The organism is Ancylomarina sp. 16SWW S1-10-2, assembly GCF_009669305.1.
In the GTDB taxonomy this organism is placed as follows: domain Bacteria; phylum Bacteroidota; class Bacteroidia; order Bacteroidales; family Marinifilaceae; genus Ancylomarina.
Window position 1 is genome coordinate 24,382 of sequence record NZ_SADB01000004.1, and the last position, 18,251, is coordinate 42,632.

Sequence of the window (18,251 nt, forward strand, 5' to 3'; positions counted from 1 at the left end):
ATAAATAGGTTGACATTCCTGTTGGCAGTTAGCAATTGAATTTTGTTAACTTTGACTTCATTTAAAAAATGACATTCACATGATAACAAATGACCAGCTAAAAGAATTAGCGGAGCGCACGATCGCGTTGAGGAGGTATCTTTGACGTTGATGCCAAACTAATTCAGATACAAGAAGAAGATTTGAGAACTCAAGTTCCTGGTTTTTGGGATAATCCTAAGGAAGCTGAGTTGCAGATGAAGAAAGTAAAAACGCTAAAAACTTGGGTTGAATCGTATGATGAAGTTAAGGCTGCAGAGGATGATTTACAGGTTCTTTATGAATTTGCTAAAGAAGGTGAAGCTGAGCCCGAAGATGTGGATGAACAATATGCTTTGAGCATAAAACTACTTGAAGCTTTGGAGCTTAAGAATATGCTTCGTAAGGAAGAAGATCATTTTGGCGCTATTATGAAAATTAATTCGGGTGCTGGTGGAACCGAGAGTTTAGATTGGGCTGGTATGCTATATCGCATGTATTTGCGCTATGGTGAAGCTAATGGATATAAGGTTCGTCAAATAGAATATCAAGAAGGTGACGAAGCGGGAATTAAATCGGCGACCCTTGAGTTTGAAGGTGATTTTGCTTTCGGATTCCTAAAAGCTGAGTCTGGTGTGCATCGTTTGGTGCGTTTATCACCCTTTAATGCGGCCAATAAGCGAATGACAACTTTTGCTTCGGTCTATGTTTATCCTGCTATTGACGATACGATTGATATTAAAATCAACCCTGCAGACATTACCTGGGATACGTTCCGATCGGGTGGTGCAGGAGGCCAGAATGTGAATAAGGTGGAGACAGGCGTTCGTGTTCGACATGCACCCACTGGCATCATTATAGAGAACACCGAAACTCGTTCACAATTGGGAAATAGGGAGAATGCTTTACGCTTGCTTAAATCGCAGCTTTACGAGCTTGAATTGCGTAAGCGACAGGAAAAGCTTGACAAGATTGAAGGCTCCAAGAAAAAGATAGAGTGGGGCTCACAAATTCGTTCGTATGTGATGCAGCCCTACAAAATGGTTAAAGATGTTCGTACTGGATACGAAACCTCAAACGTACAAGCCGTTTTAGATGGTGATTTGGATGGTTTCATCAAAGCCTATTTAATGGAATATGGTGGAGACAATAAAGAGGACTAATTCAGTTCGTTGAAATAGATATATGAAGAGCAGAGACTTATTGGTTTCTGCTCTTTTTTATTGGATTTTTTAAAATCGTGAGTTTTGGATGCCATATGCTATCGACTATATCCAATCGGAGAAAGAATCTTATTCGTTAATTATTTTTAATTTACCATAATCTATTGGGGGTTGTTTGATAAATTGTGGATTCTTCCAGAATTTATCAATATAATTATTCTCAGCCTTATCAAGAATGCTGTAACGCATTATGTTTTTTCCAGTTCTTAAATCGCAATTTTTTATTTCAGGATTATATACCTGATAAGCTGATTTATGATTCATTCTGTTTGAAACACCTTCATCAGACGAAACAAGAAAAGTTTTGATCATCTCATAATAGGATAGATAACAGAAGTCTTTGGTGTAACTGTATTTTAAAAACAATGCGACTTCAATATTAGTTCTAGTAATGTTTTTTGATACTGATTTTTCTTGAGCGTAGATTTGTTTATTTTTTGCTGTACAAGATGATATATAATCTATGCAAAAATCATTTTTCCGAATTGCAACTTCAATATTATTATAAGCTTTTTTAATTTTCCTTTTGGGTGCAAATGATAAGATTAAGTTGTCATCATTTTCTCTAATTTTGTAGATATAATCTTCATTAAAATTTTTATAGATTAGAAAATTATTTTCAAAAGGTTTTACTCGTGATTGAAAATCAAATTGTTTTAAAATCTTCGATGTTGCAGGTCTTACCAGTTTTCGTTCTTGTATTTTCTTAAGGTTTATTACTGCTTCCTTGCCTATTTTTCTGAGTTTTTCCTGACAGACATCAAAATCGATATCTACCAATTGGAGTGTATCATTATTTGATGTTTCGATTCCCCTCCAATAAGCTCTTAAATTGTATTGATTGCGAAGTTTTTTATATGTGTTTAATCTGCACGAATCGAAAAGCTTAAAGGCGAAATTATTTGATACTTCAATCTCTGTCAAGCTGTGGTTTTTTTTATTCAAAATAATAGTTGAGGGAGATGAGTTAATAACATGCTCCTGACAACCAACATTGAGGTGATAAATTAGAATTGTATCACCCAATTGAGCGTCAATATGAAACAACCCTAAAGTATCAGTAGCTGTACCCGTGTTTTGACCTTTTACAACTACGCTTGCAAAAACCAAGGGCTTGCCTTTCTGATCTTTAATTGTTCCAGAAACTTGAGCTTCAGTCTTGCAGTAAAGAAGTAATAATATGAGTATAAGAAATATGTGTTTAATCATCAATTGAAGTATAAGTTTTCACACGATCCATTAGGTTTAGAATTTATCTGATGATAATTCGTCTTGTTTGTTAATTTATCAGATAATCTAGTAACAAAATTGGCGACTTCTTTATCCAATAAATTATTTGCATCTCGAAAAGTTTGTCGGATAGATTCTAACAGAATTGCACCTTATTGGTTTCTGCTTTTTAATATAGAAGTTCTTGTTAAAAATGGGTTTTGAGTGTCGTATTCAGATGATCTGGAGTTCTCTTTTGTTTAGTTTATTTTTTCTTTGTAAAAATGGAATGATAGCAAGTAACAAGTTAAAATCATTATGACGAATTCACCAGATGAGACTTCAGGTAATTTAGTTATAAAAAATAAATAAGATATCTGCTGTACTAATGTAACGATAGTAATAGAGCATAGTAAAAGTACTAGTCTGGTGTTATTATAACTTTTAGATTCATTTTTATCTTTAGATAAACAAAGCAATAGTAGACTTAATATTATAAATAAAAATCTCAAGTCTTCATTAAAGCTTATATGCCTAACATCAAATATGTCTGGAAGAATTGAGCATGAAATGAGCAGAATAATACCAAGTATCTTAACCCAACTCGGTAAAAAAATAATGGATTTATTTTTTTTACACACTACATTGACATAAAAGGGATAAAAGGCTAATATTATTATTATTGAAATAATATATATAAATGTCATAATTTGCTTGCTTTTAAGGTTTAGTGTTATTTTATTAAGTTCAAAGATTCTTGTATTTCATTCATCAATCCAATTCGTTTCATATCGAAACTCTTACTTTTTATTTCAGCTTTTGTAAGACTTTGTAGGGCTTTTAAGTAGAGTTCTTTTGCTTTTATATTATCACCTAATTTAGAGTTGATATCAGCTTCGTGCTTTAATAATTCGCCATACATATCGAGTTTTATGTAATGACTTTCAGTTTCGATATGTATTGAATCAAAATGCTCAGCATAACAAAGCTCAAGTTCTTGAAGTGCTTCATGAAATTCTTCTCGCTCTTTAAAACCAATTATCTTAGAGAGTACTTTACCTGCTTCTTCAATCATTCGAAGAATATAGTCCTTGCTTTGTATCATGATCAGTTCTAATTGTTTGTGAGAGCACTAATTATATGGTGAAATTTAGATTGTAACTGCTTTTAAAATCCCACCGTTTATCTTGAAAAGTAGAAGTTGGAATATTCCAATTTATTTACAAACCCCAAACTCAAATCCTCTATCCCTTAGTTCATCAATTAATTGAGGTAATGAATAGCGCATATTATTTTCAGCCTTGACATGATTGTGGAAGAGAATAATGGATCCGGGGCGAATATTTTTAAGAACAGCTTGATAACATTCCTCAGGCGTAATGTCTTGGCGATAATCTTCGCTTAGAACATCCCACATGATAATTTTATAGTCCTTTAAAAGCTTTTTGGCTTGAGAACGTTTAATCATACCATAAGGTGGACGAAAGAGCTTAGAATCGATGTATTGTCTTGCCAAATTTATATTATCAACATAGCTTTGTGTTTCATTGGTAAAACCTCTTAAGTGGTTGAATGTGTGATTACCAACTGCATGTCCTTCTTTTAATATCTCTTGGTATATTTCTGGGTATTTTCTCACATTATCGCCAACACAAAAGAAAGTTGCTTTCACATTTTTTTCCTTGAGTAGATTTAAAGTCCAAGCTGTTGATTCAGGAATAGGACCATCATCGAAGGTGATGTAAACTATTTTTTTACCCGTATTGTAATCCCAAGTTAAACTTGGAAAGAGTTTTTTTATGAATTGGGGAACACTTACAAATCGCATGAATAAAAGAATTTTAGAGCCTCAAAAGTAACGAACTTCTTTTAAATTTGCCACATATTGTTTAATATACTTAATTATAAGTAGTTTGTAAATTCGTTTTATTAATATTTTCTATTTCAATAAGGATTAGTAATGAATTATCACATCAAATCCTCCCGCAAATTTTGCAGATCAACGCAGATTTTTTTAATTTGCCTAATGCCTAATGCCTAATGCCTAATGCCTAATGCCTAATGCCTAATGCCTAATGCCTAATGCCTAATGCCTAATGCCTAATGCCTAATGCCTAATGCTTCTCGTAAAGTTTAGCAATACGATCCATTTCATTCAGTAGTGCTACATTTCTTCTTCCAGATCGTACAAAATCAGAAAGACTCGTTTGTTCCAAACTATTGTAATAATCGAGCTCCTGAGTCAATCTTAAACGAATCGGACCCATCATTTCTAAAGCAATTTCACGTTTGTTGAGTTTCAGATAATTCTCAGCCATTAATAAGGCAATATAGTCGTATGAACTAACTTCGTTGGGTAATAATTCTCGACTTTTATCCAGAACTTTAATGGCTTTATCTGTTTTATTTTCTGCTATCAACTTGTTTGAAAGGCTTAAGAAATTGTTCCGTAGATTTAGACACATTCGTTTAATCCCGTCATCTAAATAAAGACCTGATTTGTTGATGTTTCCCCATTTAAATGTAGCCATCATATTTTGGTATAGGATATCTGTATCTATTCGACCTACACTGCCTGTTTTGTTAGTTGTTTTTATTGGAACTAATTGATAAGCTAAACCTTCAAGTTGAAAGTAATCTTGGAGACCATAGTAGCCTGACTCTGGAACAGTTTGTGAAAAATAAATAGGGCGTTTCCAATTATTGCTTAAAAGGATGTCGTAAAAGGTTAAACCAGCTTTTTCTATGGCATTTTGGTTAAGTTCCCATTCCAATTGAGGAACAATGTTAGCTGAATCTTTTGCCGAAACGGTTTTTGTAGCCAAAACCTGGTTTTTGTCAACTGGCATTTTAAATTTTCGAGCAGGAATATAATCTAATCTCTGATCGTAGCCATAAATGGTTTTTGTGCTTTCCTTGTCAGAAAGAACGTAATTCATAGCATCATCCAAACTCATGCCTCTATTTTTATCTACCCAAGCTTTAAATCGTGGGTCGTCTACAATATAAATGACATCGCGTTTTCCCATCAAATATTTCTCTTTATCCATAGAGATAGGTAGGCTTTTTGAGTCGTAATTATCTCGTTTCATCTGATCGATATACCAATCTGTTGATAGATAGCTTAGATTACAAACACGAACATCGGTTCTAATACCTTCAACTTCTTGCAGATACCAAAGGGGGAAAGTGTCGTTATCGCCCATGGTAAATAGAATGGCATTGGGCGCACATGAGTTGAGATAATTGTAGGCCAAATCGTGAGCAAAATAACGATCCGATCTGTCATGATCATCCCAATTTTGTTGAGCAAGTAGGGCAGGAACAGCTAAAAAACAAGCAGCAGTCGCTATAATCACACTCAGTTTAGGTTTTAGATACTTTTCGAGACTATTTATAATAGCCATAACACCTAATCCTATCCAAATGGTAAAGGCATAGAACGATCCAGCATAAGCATAATCTCGCTCACGAGGTTGTAACGGAGGCTGATTTAAATAGACAACAATAGCCAATCCTGTGAATAGGAATAGGAGGAAGATTACAAAAAAATCTTTCTTCCCTTTTTTGCTGTGCTTGTATTGGTAAATCATCCCCAATAGTCCGAGGATTAGTGGCAAAAAGAAGTAGGTATTGTTCGCTTTGTTCGATTTCATGTCATCGGATCGCAATGACTGATCACCTAATCTATAATTATCGATAAAAGGAATACCCGAGATCCACGCACCTTTTGTTTTGTCTCCATAGGATTGAACATTATTTTGTCGTCCTGCAAAATTCCACATGAAATAACGGAGGTACATATGGTTAACCTGATAGGAAAAGAAGAAAGTTAAGTTTTGACGAAAGCTTGGTTTCTCTTTTTGTTCAGGATTTAAGCCTGTCCATTTGGCATATTCTATTGGAGCTCGGCCCGATGCACCTTTGGTGTACATTCTAGGGAATAATGTTTTATGACTTGAGCTAAAATTGTTTTTCTCTGTTTCATACGATAATTCATATTTTCCGTTTTTCTTGATGTAAACCTTTTTCGAAACAGAAATAGGATTTTCTTCATCAATGGGAGCATTAAAGTATTTTCCGTAAATTAAAGGATTCGATCCATATTGTTCTCTATTTAAGTAGGATAGAAGTGTAATTGCATTGTCTGGATTATTCTGATTTAAGGCTGGGTTTGCATTTGCCCTTATCATGATTAAACCATAAGATGAGTAGCCAATTAGGATGACAGCTACAACGGTAAGTATTGTATTTAAAAGAATTTTCTGATATTTTATGCTGTATCGAATAGCCAATATTAATCCAATGAATAGCAGCAGTAGATAGAATAATAAACCAGAGTTATATGGGAGTGAAAGTTCATTTACAAAAGCAAATTCGAACCAGATTCCAATTTTTAAAACTCCAGGAATAATCAAATACATAACACTTGCCAAAAATAGGATAGCAGTTGTAAGTGCTATGAAAATTCCTTTTGGAGTGACAGGGTATTTTTTGAAATAAAATAGAATGACAATTGCTGGTATTGCAAGTAAGTTTAATAGGTGTACCCCAATTGATAAGCCCATTAAATAGGCGATTAAGATTAACCAGCGAGTTGCGTATTTTGATTCTGATTCGTTTTCCCATTTTAAAATTGCCCAAAATACGACGGCAGTAAATAGAGACGAAAGGGCATAAACTTCAGCTTCAACTGCTGAAAACCAAAAGGTGTCGGTAAAAGCGTAGGCCAAAGATCCAATGAGACCTGCACTTAAAATTTTACTTGTTTGTATAGGTGTATAGCTTTCTGTTTTAAACCTAATAAGCTTACGAGCCATAAGTGTAATGCTCCAAAAAAGAAACATGATAGTTGCTGCTGAGGCTAATCCCGAAAGCGTATTAAGCATTAAGGCAACTTGCGATTTATCTGCGGCAAAAAGAGAGAAAAATCGTCCCAACAACATGAAAACTGGTGCTCCTGGTGGATGTCCAATTTCTAATTTGTAGGCTGCTGTAATAAATTCACCACAATCCCAGAAACTTACCGAAGGTTCAAGCGTAAAAAGGTAAGTAAGAGCTGAAATGGCAAAAACGACCCAGCCGCCTATGGTGTTGTATTTCCGAAATATGGACATGTAATGATAAGTTAGAATTGTGTCAACGAATTTAAGTATTTATTTAGGAAGCTTTTTATGTCTGTTGTGAAAAAAGCTTAAAGTCCTTTTTGTGTCATTTTTAACAGAGACTTATGAGTAGGTTCTAAATATATAGAATAAATCTAAATTTGTGTTTATGAACATGTTTTGGTTAGGGTGGTTATGTTGTTAAGCAGGTTTGTTGTGGTGTTTTTAAAACATATTATCGTATAATGTATGCATTTTGGTTTAAATACTAACTAGTTGTTTGTTTTGTTACGATTTACGCAAAGGTTTTCGTAGTTATTTAGAATTATTCTGTCTAATGTAATTAAAATAGAATTATTCCTAATAAGAGAAGCCTGAAATTAGATGGCGAGGTTATCAAAGGATTGAAAAATAAATCTATATTTGTCATGTGAGTTTACAATTAATAATTGTAAATTATTGTTGTGGAATACTTTACGATTAATTTAAAACGAATTTTATAATGAACAAAATAATTTCATTTGAAGAGGCTGTTGCCAAGATTAAAGATGGTATGACTATCATGATTGGTGGCTTTTTAACGGTTGGAACTGCCAACAAAATGGTTGATTGTATTGTTGAGTCAAATGTTAAGAATCTAACAATTATTTGTAATGATACCGCTTTTGCAGATAAAGGTTTAGGTAAATTGATTGCAAACAAGCAAGTTGCTAAGGTAATTACTTCATATGTTGGAGCTAATACTGCTTCAGTTGAACAAATGAATAATGGTGAGCTTGTTGTTGAATTTAGCCCACAGGGAACTTTGGCTGAGCGTGTACGTGCAGGTGGAGCTGGTTTAGGTGGTATTTTAACACCAACGGGGCTTGGAACTATAGTTGCCGAAGGAAAAGATATTATAACTGTTGACGGAAAAGAATTTATTCTTGAAAAACCACTTCGTGCAGACGTTTCTTTAATAGGAGCTAGCATGAGTGATACACATGGGAATTTAACTTATCGTGGAACGTCTCAGAATTTTAATCCTTTAATGGCAACTGCTGCAGATCTTGTAATTGTTGAAGCGCAAACGATTGTAGAAGCAGGAACATTTAAGCCTGAAGAAGTAAAGACACCATCTATTTATGTCGACTTTATTGTAAAGGCAAACTAAATAGTTGTTTAAGAGACTATAAAATACAAACATATACTGATATGAAACAAGTAATTATTAGAGTACGCATGAGTTCTCAAGATGCTCATTATGGTGGAAACCTTGTTGATGGCGCTAAAATGCTTCAGCTTTTTGGTGATGTTGCTACTGAGCTGTTGATTCGTCGTGATGGCGATGAGGGCTTGTTTGCAGGATACGAAAGCGTTGAATTTCTAGCTCCCGTTTATGCTGGCGATTTTATCGAAGCTGTAGGTGAGATTATCAAAGAAGGTAACTCAAGCCGTAAAATGAAGTTTGAAGCTCGTAAAGTAATTGTTCCTAGAACTGATATTTCAGATTCAGCTTGCGATGTACTTGATGAACCTATTGTAGCATGTCGTGCTATCGGAACTTGTGTGACGCCAAAAGGTAGTCAACGTAAATAATATTCGTTTTTATGAATATGAGTCAAGCATACTGACCAAAAAAAAATACCCACTAACTAATTTTTTTCACGCTTGACTCATATTTTAAATACTTAAATCATGGAAAAGTTAATTATCACAGCCGCAATTAGTGGCGCCGAAGTAACAAAAGAGCATAACCCTGCTGTTCCATATACGGTTGAGGAATGTGTTCGTGAGGCTGGATCTGCAATTAAAGCTGGTGCCAGTATTATTCATCTTCACGTTCGTAAGGATGATGGTACACCAACTCAAGATAAAGATCGTTTTAAGCAGGTAATGGATGCAATTCATGCTCAATACCCTGACGTTATTATTCAGCCATCAACAGGTGGTGCAGTTGGAATGACCAACGACGAAAGACTTCAGCCAACTGAGTTGAATCCCGAAATGGCAACTCTTGACTGTGGTACATTAAACTTTGGTGGCGACGAAATTTTCGAAAATACTGAGAATACAATCAAATACTTCGGTGAGAAAATGATCGAAAGAGGTATTAAACCTGAATTGGAAGTTTTCGATAAGTCAATGATTGATATGGCTCTACGTTTGGGTAAAAAAGGTTTTATCAAATCGCCAATGCACTTCGATTTTGTGATGGGTGTAAACGGTGGAATCTCTGGAACTCTTCGCGATTTTATTTTTATGCGTGGTAGTATTCCTGCTGATGCAACTTACACTGTTGCCGGTATTGGACGATTCGAATTTCCACTTGCTGCAGCTGCTATTATCGATGGTGGTCACGTTCGTGTTGGATTCGAAGACAACACTATGATTTCAAAAGGTGTTATTGCTGAATCGAATGGTCAATTGGTTGCGAAAGTAGTTCGTTTGGCTAATGAGCTTGGTCGCGAAATTGCGACTCCAGCAGAAGCAAGAGAAATTTTAGGTTTAAAAGCTAGATAATTTACAATTATCGATTAGTAATTACTCATTGCTAATCATTAATTAATATAGGAATGAAAGCAGGAAACAAATACGGAACTCACAGAGTCCTTGAACCAAAAGGAACACTTCCACAACCAGCTATTAAGTTGGATAATACCATGTCAATTTACGACAATGAGGTTTTAATCGATGTTCAAACATTAAACATCGATTCCGCAAGTTTTACTCAAGTAAAAGGCGCTTGTGATGCTGATACAGCTAAGATGGAAGAAATGATTCTTTCGATCGTTGATGAACGTGGTAAAATGCAAAATCCGGTAACGGGTTCTGGTGGAATGTTAATTGGTACAGTTAAACAAGTTGGACCAAACTTTCCAAATCAAAACCTTAAGGTAGGTGATAAGGTCGCAACTTTGGTTTCTCTATCTCTTACGCCACTTAAGATTGACAAGATTACGAATATTAATCTATCTAATGATCAGGTTGATATTGATGGTCAAGCGATTCTTTTTGCTTCTGGTTTATACGCTGTACTTCCAACAGATTTGCCAGAGAAATTAGCTTTAGCTGCACTTGATGTAGCTGGTGCTCCTGCTCAGGTCGATCGTTTGGTTAAAGAAGGTCAAACGGTTTGTATCATCGGTGGTGGTGGAAAATCAGGTGTTCTTTGTTGCTACCAAGCTATGAAAAAAGTTGGTCCCAAAGGAAAAGTAATTGTTGTTGAGTATTCTAAAGAGAATGCACAGCGCATTAAAGATCTAGGTTTAGCAACCGATGTTATTGTTGGCGATGCTACCGATGTAATGAATGTTTATTCTGAGGTGACTAAAATTTGTGGCGAAGAAGGTTGCGATGTGGTTATTAATAATGTAAACGTTGCTTCTACTGAAATGTCATCAATCTTGATTACTAAAGATCGTGGTTGTGTGTATTTCTTCTCTATGGCAACTTCTTTTTCTAAAGCAGCACTTGGTGCCGAAGGTGTAGGTAAAGATGTTGATATGATTGTTGGAAACGGTTATGCTATTGGTCATGCCGATTTAACTCTTGGAATCATTAGAGAATCAGCAGGAATTAGAGAATTATTTGAAAAATTATACGTGTAGATTATAGCATTGAGATAAGTGTATCAAGTATCAAGATACAATTTTTGATACAACAGAGAATTTCTCCTTGATACTTGATTCTAAATCTTGAGACTAAAACAAAATATGATGATTGAAAATAAGGGACGTAAGGAAATGTTTCCAGAGGTTACAGACGAACATTGGAACGACTGGAAATGGCAGGTTAGAAACCGTATTGAGACTTTAAAGGATCTCAAAAAATATATCAATCTTACTGCTAACGAGGAAGAAGGCGTTGAGAAGACACTAGAAACCTTGCGTATGGCAATTACGCCGTATTATTTATCTCTTATCGATGTTAATAATCCAGAGTGTCCAATACGTAAGCAGGCTATTCCTACAGCTATGGAAGTTCATCATGCTGATGCCGATCTTCTAGATCCTTTGCACGAGGATGAGGATTCTCCAGTTCCTGGTTTAACTCACCGTTATCCAGATCGTGTCTTGTTTTTGATTACTGATATGTGTGCTATGTATTGTCGTCACTGTACGCGTCGTCGTTTTGCAGGTCAGTCTGATTCTTCAACGCCACAGGATAATATTGAGAAAGCAATTGAGTATATCAGAAACACACCTCAAGTAAGAGACGTTCTTCTTTCTGGTGGAGATGCACTTTTAATTAGTGATGCTAAATTAGAATATATTATTAAATCATTACGTGCTATTCCTCATGTTGAGATTATCCGTATCGGAACTCGTACACCGGTTGTATTGCCACAGCGTATAACCGAAGGATTGGTTAATATGCTTAAGAAATACCATCCAGTTTGGTTAAATACTCACTTTAATCATTCTGATGAAATAACTCCAGAGTCTAAAGCTGCTGTTGCTCGTATGGCTGATGCTGGTATCCCTTTGGGTAATCAGTCTGTGTTATTACGAGGTGTTAATGACTGTGTTCACGTCATGAAGAAATTGGTTCATAATTTAGTAATGAATCGTATTCGTCCCTACTACATTTATCAGTGCGATCTTTCAATGGGACTTGAGCACTTTAGAACACCAGTTTCTAAGGGAATCGAAATTATTGAAGGTCTTCGTGGTCATACTTCTGGTTTTGCAGTTCCAACTTTTGTAGTTGATGCGCCAGGTGGTGGTGGTAAAATTCCAGTTATGCCTCAATATGTTATTTCACAGAGTCCTACTAAGGTGATTTTGAGAAATTTTGAGGGAGTTATTACAACTTACACTGAACCTGCACGTTATGTTGAAAACTGTCATTGTCCCGAATGTTTAGAACTGAGACATGCTGAAGGTGTATCATCACTTTTAGAGGGTGGCAGATTGGCTCTTGAACCATCATTATTACAGCGTAAAGAGAGAAATAAAAAAAGATAATGCCTTTTATAAAGGAAATAGAAAAATACAGGAGTCTATCGATTGTTGGACTTGAAAAAAATACCGGTAAAACCGAGTGTTTGAATTATGTGCTGTCGCGATTGAGCGGTAGCAATAAACAAATTGCACTCACATCTATTGGTGTTGATGGAGAGAATACCGACGCGGTGACAAAAACTCACAAACCCGAAATTGAGGTTTATGAGGGGATGATTTTTGTGACTTCCGAAATGCATTATCAAAAGAAAAAACTTGTTGCCGAAGTTTTGGATGTAAGCACTCAATCGACCTCTTTGGGAAGATTAGTAACAGCCAAAGCCAAATCAAGCGATAAGGTGATTATTTCAGGTCCGGCAGATAGTATGGCTATCAAAGATCTGATTGCACAAATGAATAAGTTTGATGTTGATATTACTTTAGTTGATGGAGCATTATCACGTAAGAGTTTGGGATCGCCAGCAGTAACCGATGCTATGATTTTGGCAACTGGAGCTGCACTTTCGGCAAATATTCCACAACTGGTTTATAAAACCAAATACATCTACGATCTTATAAGTATTAAGGCTGTTGATGAGGAGATTAAAGATTGTTTATTGCCGATACAAAAAGGTGTTTGGGCAATTGATAATGAGGGGAATTTAACTGATTTGAAGATTGAATCTGTTTTACTGATTGAAAAAGCGAAAGATAGACTGTTTAAGAAAGGGAATCGAATTTTTGTGAATGGTGCAATTACCGATAAGTTCTTAAATTTTCTAAAAGTTCAGAAGCAGATAAAGGATATTGAAATAATTGTTCGGGATTTTACGAGGATATTTGCCTCACCCGAAACATTTTATGCTTTTATAAAGCGAGGAGGACGAATAAAAGTCCTTCAAAAGACCAAGTTGATAGCCGTTTGCATTAATCCAGTATCACCTGATGGTTATTGTCTGAATTCAGATGATTTAAAACAAGCGTTGGAAGAAAAACTGAATTTGCCAGTTTACAATGTAAGAGAGTTAAGCGGACATTGAGTAGAGTTTATTTAAGAATATTGATAAATGAAATTACGTACTGCCATATCTCAAGTAAAAGGACTTCATTATTTAATGGAGAGTATGCAGCTGCAATCCAGTCTAGGAAAGCGCTACTTACTCGACACGTATATGATGTATCAAGCCAATGAGATAAATCAGGAACTTGATTTGGTCGAACGTACTTATACTATTCGGGAAGGCAAAAAAGCAGGATTGATTAGTAAGATTCAGACCAAACTCATGCAGGTGCGTGATATTAAAGGAAGTCTTAAAAATATCCAATCGAATTCGATTTTAGATGATATTGAACTTTTCGAGATCAAATCATTCGCACTAGTATCTAACGCAATATTAAAACTTCAAAATGAGTTTGAAACGACTTTGATTGAGATTCCAGATTTGAATCATGTAATATCAATTCTAGATCCTGAAAACAACAGCGTACCATCTTTCTATATTTACGATGCTTATTCAAAAGACCTAGCTATTACTAGGAAGAAAATACAAGAATTAAAGGCTGCAAGAAAGCTCGATCCAGAAATGGATTTGGGAGCGAAGTTGGATATTTTAGAAAATAAAGCTGCTGAAATTGAGGCTGAAGTTAGAACTCAAGTTTGTGAGAATATTTATCCATATTCCAATGATTTGGAGAAAGCTCTAAATCAAGTGGCTCATCTCGATGTGATTATAGCAAAGGCTATTCTTGCTGATAATATGGCTTTCACGAGAGCTCAAATTTCAGAATCAACAACAGAATATAAAGCCATGTTTCATCCTCAAATTAAGGAAGCATTAGCTTTATCGAATAAGAAATTTCAAGCAATAGATATCAAACTAAACCAATCGGTTTGCTTCATAACTGGTGCTAATATGGCTGGGAAAACGGTTATTTTAAAAACCTTGGCCCTTTGTCAGTACTTATTGCAGTTTGGTTTTTTTGTGCCTGCACAATCGGCACATATTGCTTTAGTCAATCGAATTTTAGTTTCAGTTGGCGATGATCAGTCAGAACAAAATGGCTTGTCATCTTTTGCATCCGAAATGGTTAAGATCAACGAGATGGTTGAAGCTTCAATTAATAAGGAGAATGTTTTAGTTCTGGTTGATGAACTAGCGAGAACAACTAATCCAACAGAGGGGAGAGCTATTGTGAATGCAGTAGCAGAGATTTTTAACGAGAACAATACCTTATCGGTAATCACAACTCATTACAGTGGATTGAATAAGACTTGTCGTAAATTGAGGGTGAAAGGTTTGGATAAGGAGTTCAAACCGGGTGAGATTAATAAGAATAATATAAACGATTATATGGATTATGCCTTAGTTGAAGATGATGCTTCCTGGGTGCCACACGAGGCGCTTCGCATTGCTGAAATATTAGGTATTAATCAACAAATTATAGAGAAAGCAAATAAGAATTTGCTGGCTAAGTCGTAAAGCCGAATAGGTTTGAAAAAAAAAGAAATAAAAACATATATCTAAACATAGAATAAATATGCAAAGGAGTAAACTAGGTCTTGACTTTGATAAAGTTAACTACGCAAAGGACGTTTCGAGAAACATTGCGGATAATGTTCAGGAGTTTGTAGAAAGCTATACAACGGTATCTGTAGAGCGTACTTTGTGTCGTCTTTTGGGAATTGATGGTGTTGACAATAACGAAGTGCCACTTCCAAATATTGTAGTGGATGAGATTAAGGACAAAGGTGTTCTTAACCAAGGTGTGATGTATTTCTTAGGAAATGCAATTATTGAGACTGGATTAAATCCACAACAAGTTGCTGATAAAATGTCAGCTGGGGAATTGGATATCACTCAATTGCCATCGCACACTGTTGCAGAAGCTCACGAAGCTCTTAAGCCATATATCAACAATTGTATTGATAGAATTTTGGCTCGTAAAGCTAAGAGAGATAATTATATCGATACTATTGGAGAAGGTCCTAAGCCTTATTTATACGTTATTGTAGCAACGGGTAATATCTACGAAGATGTTATTCAGGCTGAAGCTGCAGCCCGTCAAGGTGCCGATATTATTGCAGTAATTCGTACAACAGGTCAGTCATTACTCGACTATGTACCTTATGGTGCAACGACCGAAGGTTTCGGTGGTACCGTAGCAACTCAAGAAAACTTCCGCATTATGCGTACTCACCTCGATAAGGTTGGTGAGGAAGAAGGCAAATATGTTCGTTTGTGTAATTATTGTTCTGGTTTATGTATGCCCGAAATTGCAGCTATGGGTGCTTTCGAAGGTTTAGATGTGATGTTGAACGATGCCCTTTACGGTATTCTTTTCCGTGATATTAACATGAAACGTACACTTGTCGATCAATATTTCTCAAGAATATTGAACGGTTTTGCAGGTGTAATCATCAATACAGGTGAGGATAATTACCTAACGACTGCTGATGCATTTGAAGAAGCTCATACGGTATTGGCTTCTGATTTTATTAATGAGCAGTTAGCGCTTATTGCTGATCTTCCTGAAGAACAAATGGGATTAGGTCACGCTTTCGAAATGGAACCAGGTTTAGAGAATGGTTTCCTTTATGAGTTGGCACAAGCACAAATGACTCGTGAGATTTTCCCTAAGGCTCCTCTTAAATATATGCCTCCTACAAAATTCATGACAGGTAATATCTTTAAAGGAAACGTACAGGATGCTTTGTTTAATCAGATTTCAATCTGGACAGGACAGGGAATCCAACTATTGGGTATGCTAACTGAAGCGATTCACACACCTTTCATGTCCGACCGTTATCTTTCTCTTGAAAATGCGAAATACGTTTTCAATAATATGAAGAATATTGGCGATGAGGTTGAGTTTAAAGAAGGCGGGATTATCCGAACAAGAGCCCAGAAAATTCTGAGTGATTCAATTGAATTACTTGAGAAAATTGAAAAAGAAGGTCTGTTTTCTGCACTTGAAAAAGGAATTTTCGCTGATATTAAGCGTCCAATCAATGGTGGTAAAGGTCTTGATGGTGTTGTGGAAAAAGGAAGCAACTACTTCAATCCTTTTGTAGCTTTAATGAAGAAAAACTAGTTATTAGATAATGATTGAGAGTCAATAGCTAATAACTTTTGGCTCACATAAAATATAGGAGATAAGCAATATGAGTGGAGGACTTTATTCTACCAATTCGAATGAATTCGATAAGACCTTAGATCTAACAAAGATTAAGCCTTACGGTGATACCATGAACGATGGTAAAACTCAGGTTAGTTTTACACTTCCCGTGCCTAAAGGCGATGAGGCTATTGAAGCGGCTAAGCAGATGATGAGAAAAATGGGTTTTGAAGACATCCAAGTGGTGTTTGTTCAAGAGCTAATGAAAGGTTTTACCTTTTTCAACTGCTATGGAAGTTCTATTCATACCGTTGATTATACAACTATTGTTGTACCAAAGGTAGAATCGACTACTATGGATATGCACGAAACTGATGATTTCATTAGAGAACATATCGGACGTAAAATTGTCGTTGTTGGTGCTAGTACCGGTTCTGATGCACATACAGTAGGTATCGATGCCATCATGAACATGAAAGGATTTGCAGGTCACTATGGTTTGGAGCGTTACGATATGGTAGAGGCTTTAAATATGGGATCTCAGGTACCTAACGAAGAGTTTATCGCTAAAGCTATCGAAATGAAAGCTGATATTCTTTTGGTATCTCAAACCGTTACTCAAAAAGATATTCACATTAAAAACTTGGTTGAACTAGTTGAGATGCTAGAAGCTGAAGGTTTACGCGATAAAGTGATTTTGATTTGTGGTGGACCTCGTTTATCACACGAATTAGCTAAAGAACTTGGTTATGATGCCGGTTTTGGAATGAATAAATATTCTGATGACGTTGCTTCATATATGGCTCAAGAATTAGATAGAAGAATCAACCAATAGACTTATAATTTTAGTACAGACACTGCATGCTGTGTCTCTATCAACATAACAACCCAAACAACAGACTACCTATGGATAAAAAAGAAATCAGAGAAATTATCGCAAAGCGTTCTGCTCTCGAATTGCAAGATGGTGATGTCGTAAACTTAGGAATTGGTTTGCCTACATTCATTCCTAATTATGTTCCTGACAATGTTAATGTTATTCTTCAGTCAGAGAATGGTTTGCTAGGTATGGGTGCTGCACCTACTGATGGTGAGGAAGATAAGGATTTTGTGAATGCTGGTGGTGGTCATATCACTTATAAGGAAGGCGCAAGTACTTTTGACTCAGCAGCTTCTTTTGCGATTATTCGAGGTGGACATGTTGATGTGACTTTTCTAGGAGCTCTTCAGGCTGATGAAAAAGGGAATCTTGCCAATTGGATGATTCCAGGTAAGAAAACGCCTGGTATGGGTGGCGCAATGGACCTTATCGTTGGTGCTAAGCGTGTAATCCTATCTATGGAGCACACAGCTAGAGGTAATCATAAAATTATGACACTTTGCAATTTGCCTTTAACAGCAGCGGGTCAGGTAGAAATGATTATCACAGAAATGGGTGTTATGAAAATTACGCCAGAGGGAATTCTTTTAACTGAGATTAACCCAACATTTACTGTTGAGCAAGTACAAGAAGCTACCGAAGCAAAATTGATTATTGCTGAGGATTTAATTGAAATGAGACAAGCCTAATTTAAAGAACAGCTTATCGGTTTTTTGTTATCGGTTTTGAATAACTGATAACTGACATCAGATAACTGAAAACTCACAAAATAACT

At 35.8% G+C, this 18,251-nt stretch carries 15 protein-coding genes; 11 read left to right on the top strand and 4 right to left on the bottom strand.

The window, feature by feature from the left end:
• Positions 1-79 precede the first annotated feature (79 nt).
• Positions 80-1,181 (top strand): peptide chain release factor 2 gene (prfB, locus tag EMN46_RS04100; RefSeq protein WP_154199409.1). Its coding sequence is split into 2 segments (ribosomal slippage): positions 80-142 and positions 144-1,181, totalling 1,101 coding nucleotides; the frame shifts between segments, so codons are not numbered across the junction.
• A 129-nt stretch (positions 1,182-1,310) separates the two neighbouring features.
• Here prfB and EMN46_RS04105 read toward each other — a convergent pair.
• From EMN46_RS04105 to EMN46_RS04120, 4 genes are all read right to left on the bottom strand, one after another.
• Positions 1,311-2,450, bottom strand: a complete 1,140-nt coding sequence (locus tag EMN46_RS04105; protein ID WP_154199410.1) for a carboxypeptidase-like regulatory domain-containing protein — start codon at positions 2,448-2,450, stop codon at positions 1,311-1,313.
• Positions 2,451-3,183: 733 nt separating this feature from the next.
• Entirely contained in the window at positions 3,184-3,555 is a 372-nt protein-coding gene (locus EMN46_RS04110; RefSeq protein ID WP_154199411.1) for a hypothetical protein, read from the bottom strand.
• A gap of 111 nt (positions 3,556-3,666) precedes the next feature.
• Complete coding sequence (locus tag EMN46_RS04115; protein ID WP_154199412.1) at positions 3,667-4,278, bottom strand: polysaccharide deacetylase family protein; 612 nt, start codon at positions 4,276-4,278, stop codon at positions 3,667-3,669.
• Positions 4,279-4,564: 286 nt separating this feature from the next.
• On the bottom strand, positions 4,565-7,567 hold the full coding sequence (locus tag EMN46_RS04120) for a DUF2723 domain-containing protein (protein ID WP_154199413.1): 3,003 nt from the start codon (positions 7,565-7,567) through the stop codon (positions 4,565-4,567).
• Between the two features lie 490 nt (positions 7,568-8,057).
• Between EMN46_RS04120 and EMN46_RS04125 the strand changes: the two genes are divergently transcribed.
• The 10 genes from EMN46_RS04125 to EMN46_RS04170 all read left to right on the top strand — a co-directional run bounded on the left by EMN46_RS04125 (position 8,058) and on the right by EMN46_RS04170 (position 18,165).
• Complete coding sequence (locus tag EMN46_RS04125; protein ID WP_154199414.1) at positions 8,058-8,708, top strand: CoA transferase subunit A; 651 nt, start codon at positions 8,058-8,060, stop codon at positions 8,706-8,708.
• Between the two features lie 41 nt (positions 8,709-8,749).
• The gene (locus tag EMN46_RS04130; protein ID WP_154199415.1) at positions 8,750-9,133 is read left to right on the top strand and encodes a hotdog fold domain-containing protein; all 384 of its coding nucleotides are present in this window, start codon (positions 8,750-8,752) and stop codon (positions 9,131-9,133) included.
• Positions 9,134-9,232: 99 nt separating this feature from the next.
• Positions 9,233-10,057, top strand: coding sequence for a 3-keto-5-aminohexanoate cleavage protein (locus EMN46_RS04135; protein ID WP_154199416.1), 825 nt, complete (start codon positions 9,233-9,235; stop codon positions 10,055-10,057).
• A gap of 53 nt (positions 10,058-10,110) precedes the next feature.
• Complete coding sequence (locus EMN46_RS04140) at positions 10,111-11,145, top strand: zinc-binding dehydrogenase (protein ID WP_154199417.1); 1,035 nt, start codon at positions 10,111-10,113, stop codon at positions 11,143-11,145.
• Between the two features lie 108 nt (positions 11,146-11,253).
• On the top strand, positions 11,254-12,504 hold the full coding sequence (ablA, locus tag EMN46_RS04145; RefSeq protein WP_154199418.1) for a lysine 2,3-aminomutase: 1,251 nt from the start codon (positions 11,254-11,256) through the stop codon (positions 12,502-12,504).
• Positions 12,504-13,520, top strand: a complete 1,017-nt coding sequence (locus tag EMN46_RS04150) for a hypothetical protein (protein ID WP_154199419.1) — start codon at positions 12,504-12,506, stop codon at positions 13,518-13,520. Before ablA ends, EMN46_RS04150 begins: the two co-directional genes overlap by 1 nt.
• Positions 13,521-13,547: 27 nt before the next feature.
• Positions 13,548-14,960, top strand: a complete 1,413-nt coding sequence (locus EMN46_RS04155) for a DNA mismatch repair protein MutS (protein WP_154199420.1) — start codon at positions 13,548-13,550, stop codon at positions 14,958-14,960.
• A 58-nt stretch (positions 14,961-15,018) separates the two neighbouring features.
• On the top strand, positions 15,019-16,572 hold the full coding sequence (locus EMN46_RS04160; protein ID WP_154199421.1) for a lysine 5,6-aminomutase subunit alpha: 1,554 nt from the start codon (positions 15,019-15,021) through the stop codon (positions 16,570-16,572).
• A gap of 70 nt (positions 16,573-16,642) precedes the next feature.
• Positions 16,643-17,431: an OAM dimerization domain-containing protein gene (locus tag EMN46_RS04165; protein WP_154199422.1), complete on the top strand. Its 789-nt coding sequence runs from the start codon at positions 16,643-16,645 to the stop codon at positions 17,429-17,431.
• A gap of 71 nt (positions 17,432-17,502) precedes the next feature.
• Positions 17,503-18,165 (top strand): 3-oxoacid CoA-transferase subunit B, encoded by a 663-nt coding sequence (locus tag EMN46_RS04170; protein ID WP_154199423.1) that lies wholly within the window; start codon positions 17,503-17,505, stop codon positions 18,163-18,165.
• Positions 18,166-18,251 lie beyond the last annotated feature (86 nt).

Excerpts from the sequence above, each read along its gene's own strand:
- EMN46_RS04105 (WP_154199410.1), bottom strand. The coding sequence starts at position 2,450 with ATGATTAAACACATATTTCTTATACTCATATTATTACTTCTTTACTGC.
- EMN46_RS04110 (WP_154199411.1), bottom strand. The coding sequence starts at position 3,555 with ATGATACAAAGCAAGGACTATATTCTTCGAATGATTGAAGAAGCAGGT.
- EMN46_RS04115 (WP_154199412.1), bottom strand. The coding sequence starts at position 4,278 with ATGCGATTTGTAAGTGTTCCCCAATTCATAAAAAAACTCTTTCCAAGT.
- EMN46_RS04120 (WP_154199413.1), bottom strand. The coding sequence starts at position 7,567 with ATGTCCATATTTCGGAAATACAACACCATAGGCGGCTGGGTCGTTTTT.
- EMN46_RS04125 (WP_154199414.1), top strand. The coding sequence starts at position 8,058 with ATGAACAAAATAATTTCATTTGAAGAGGCTGTTGCCAAGATTAAAGAT.
- EMN46_RS04130 (WP_154199415.1), top strand. The coding sequence starts at position 8,750 with ATGAAACAAGTAATTATTAGAGTACGCATGAGTTCTCAAGATGCTCAT.
- EMN46_RS04135 (WP_154199416.1), top strand. The coding sequence starts at position 9,233 with ATGGAAAAGTTAATTATCACAGCCGCAATTAGTGGCGCCGAAGTAACA.
- EMN46_RS04140 (WP_154199417.1), top strand. The coding sequence starts at position 10,111 with ATGAAAGCAGGAAACAAATACGGAACTCACAGAGTCCTTGAACCAAAA.
- ablA (WP_154199418.1), top strand. The coding sequence starts at position 11,254 with ATGATTGAAAATAAGGGACGTAAGGAAATGTTTCCAGAGGTTACAGAC.
- EMN46_RS04150 (WP_154199419.1), top strand. The coding sequence starts at position 12,504 with ATGCCTTTTATAAAGGAAATAGAAAAATACAGGAGTCTATCGATTGTT.
- EMN46_RS04155 (WP_154199420.1), top strand. The coding sequence starts at position 13,548 with ATGAAATTACGTACTGCCATATCTCAAGTAAAAGGACTTCATTATTTA.
- EMN46_RS04160 (WP_154199421.1), top strand. The coding sequence starts at position 15,019 with ATGCAAAGGAGTAAACTAGGTCTTGACTTTGATAAAGTTAACTACGCA.
- EMN46_RS04165 (WP_154199422.1), top strand. The coding sequence starts at position 16,643 with ATGAGTGGAGGACTTTATTCTACCAATTCGAATGAATTCGATAAGACC.
- EMN46_RS04170 (WP_154199423.1), top strand. The coding sequence starts at position 17,503 with ATGGATAAAAAAGAAATCAGAGAAATTATCGCAAAGCGTTCTGCTCTC.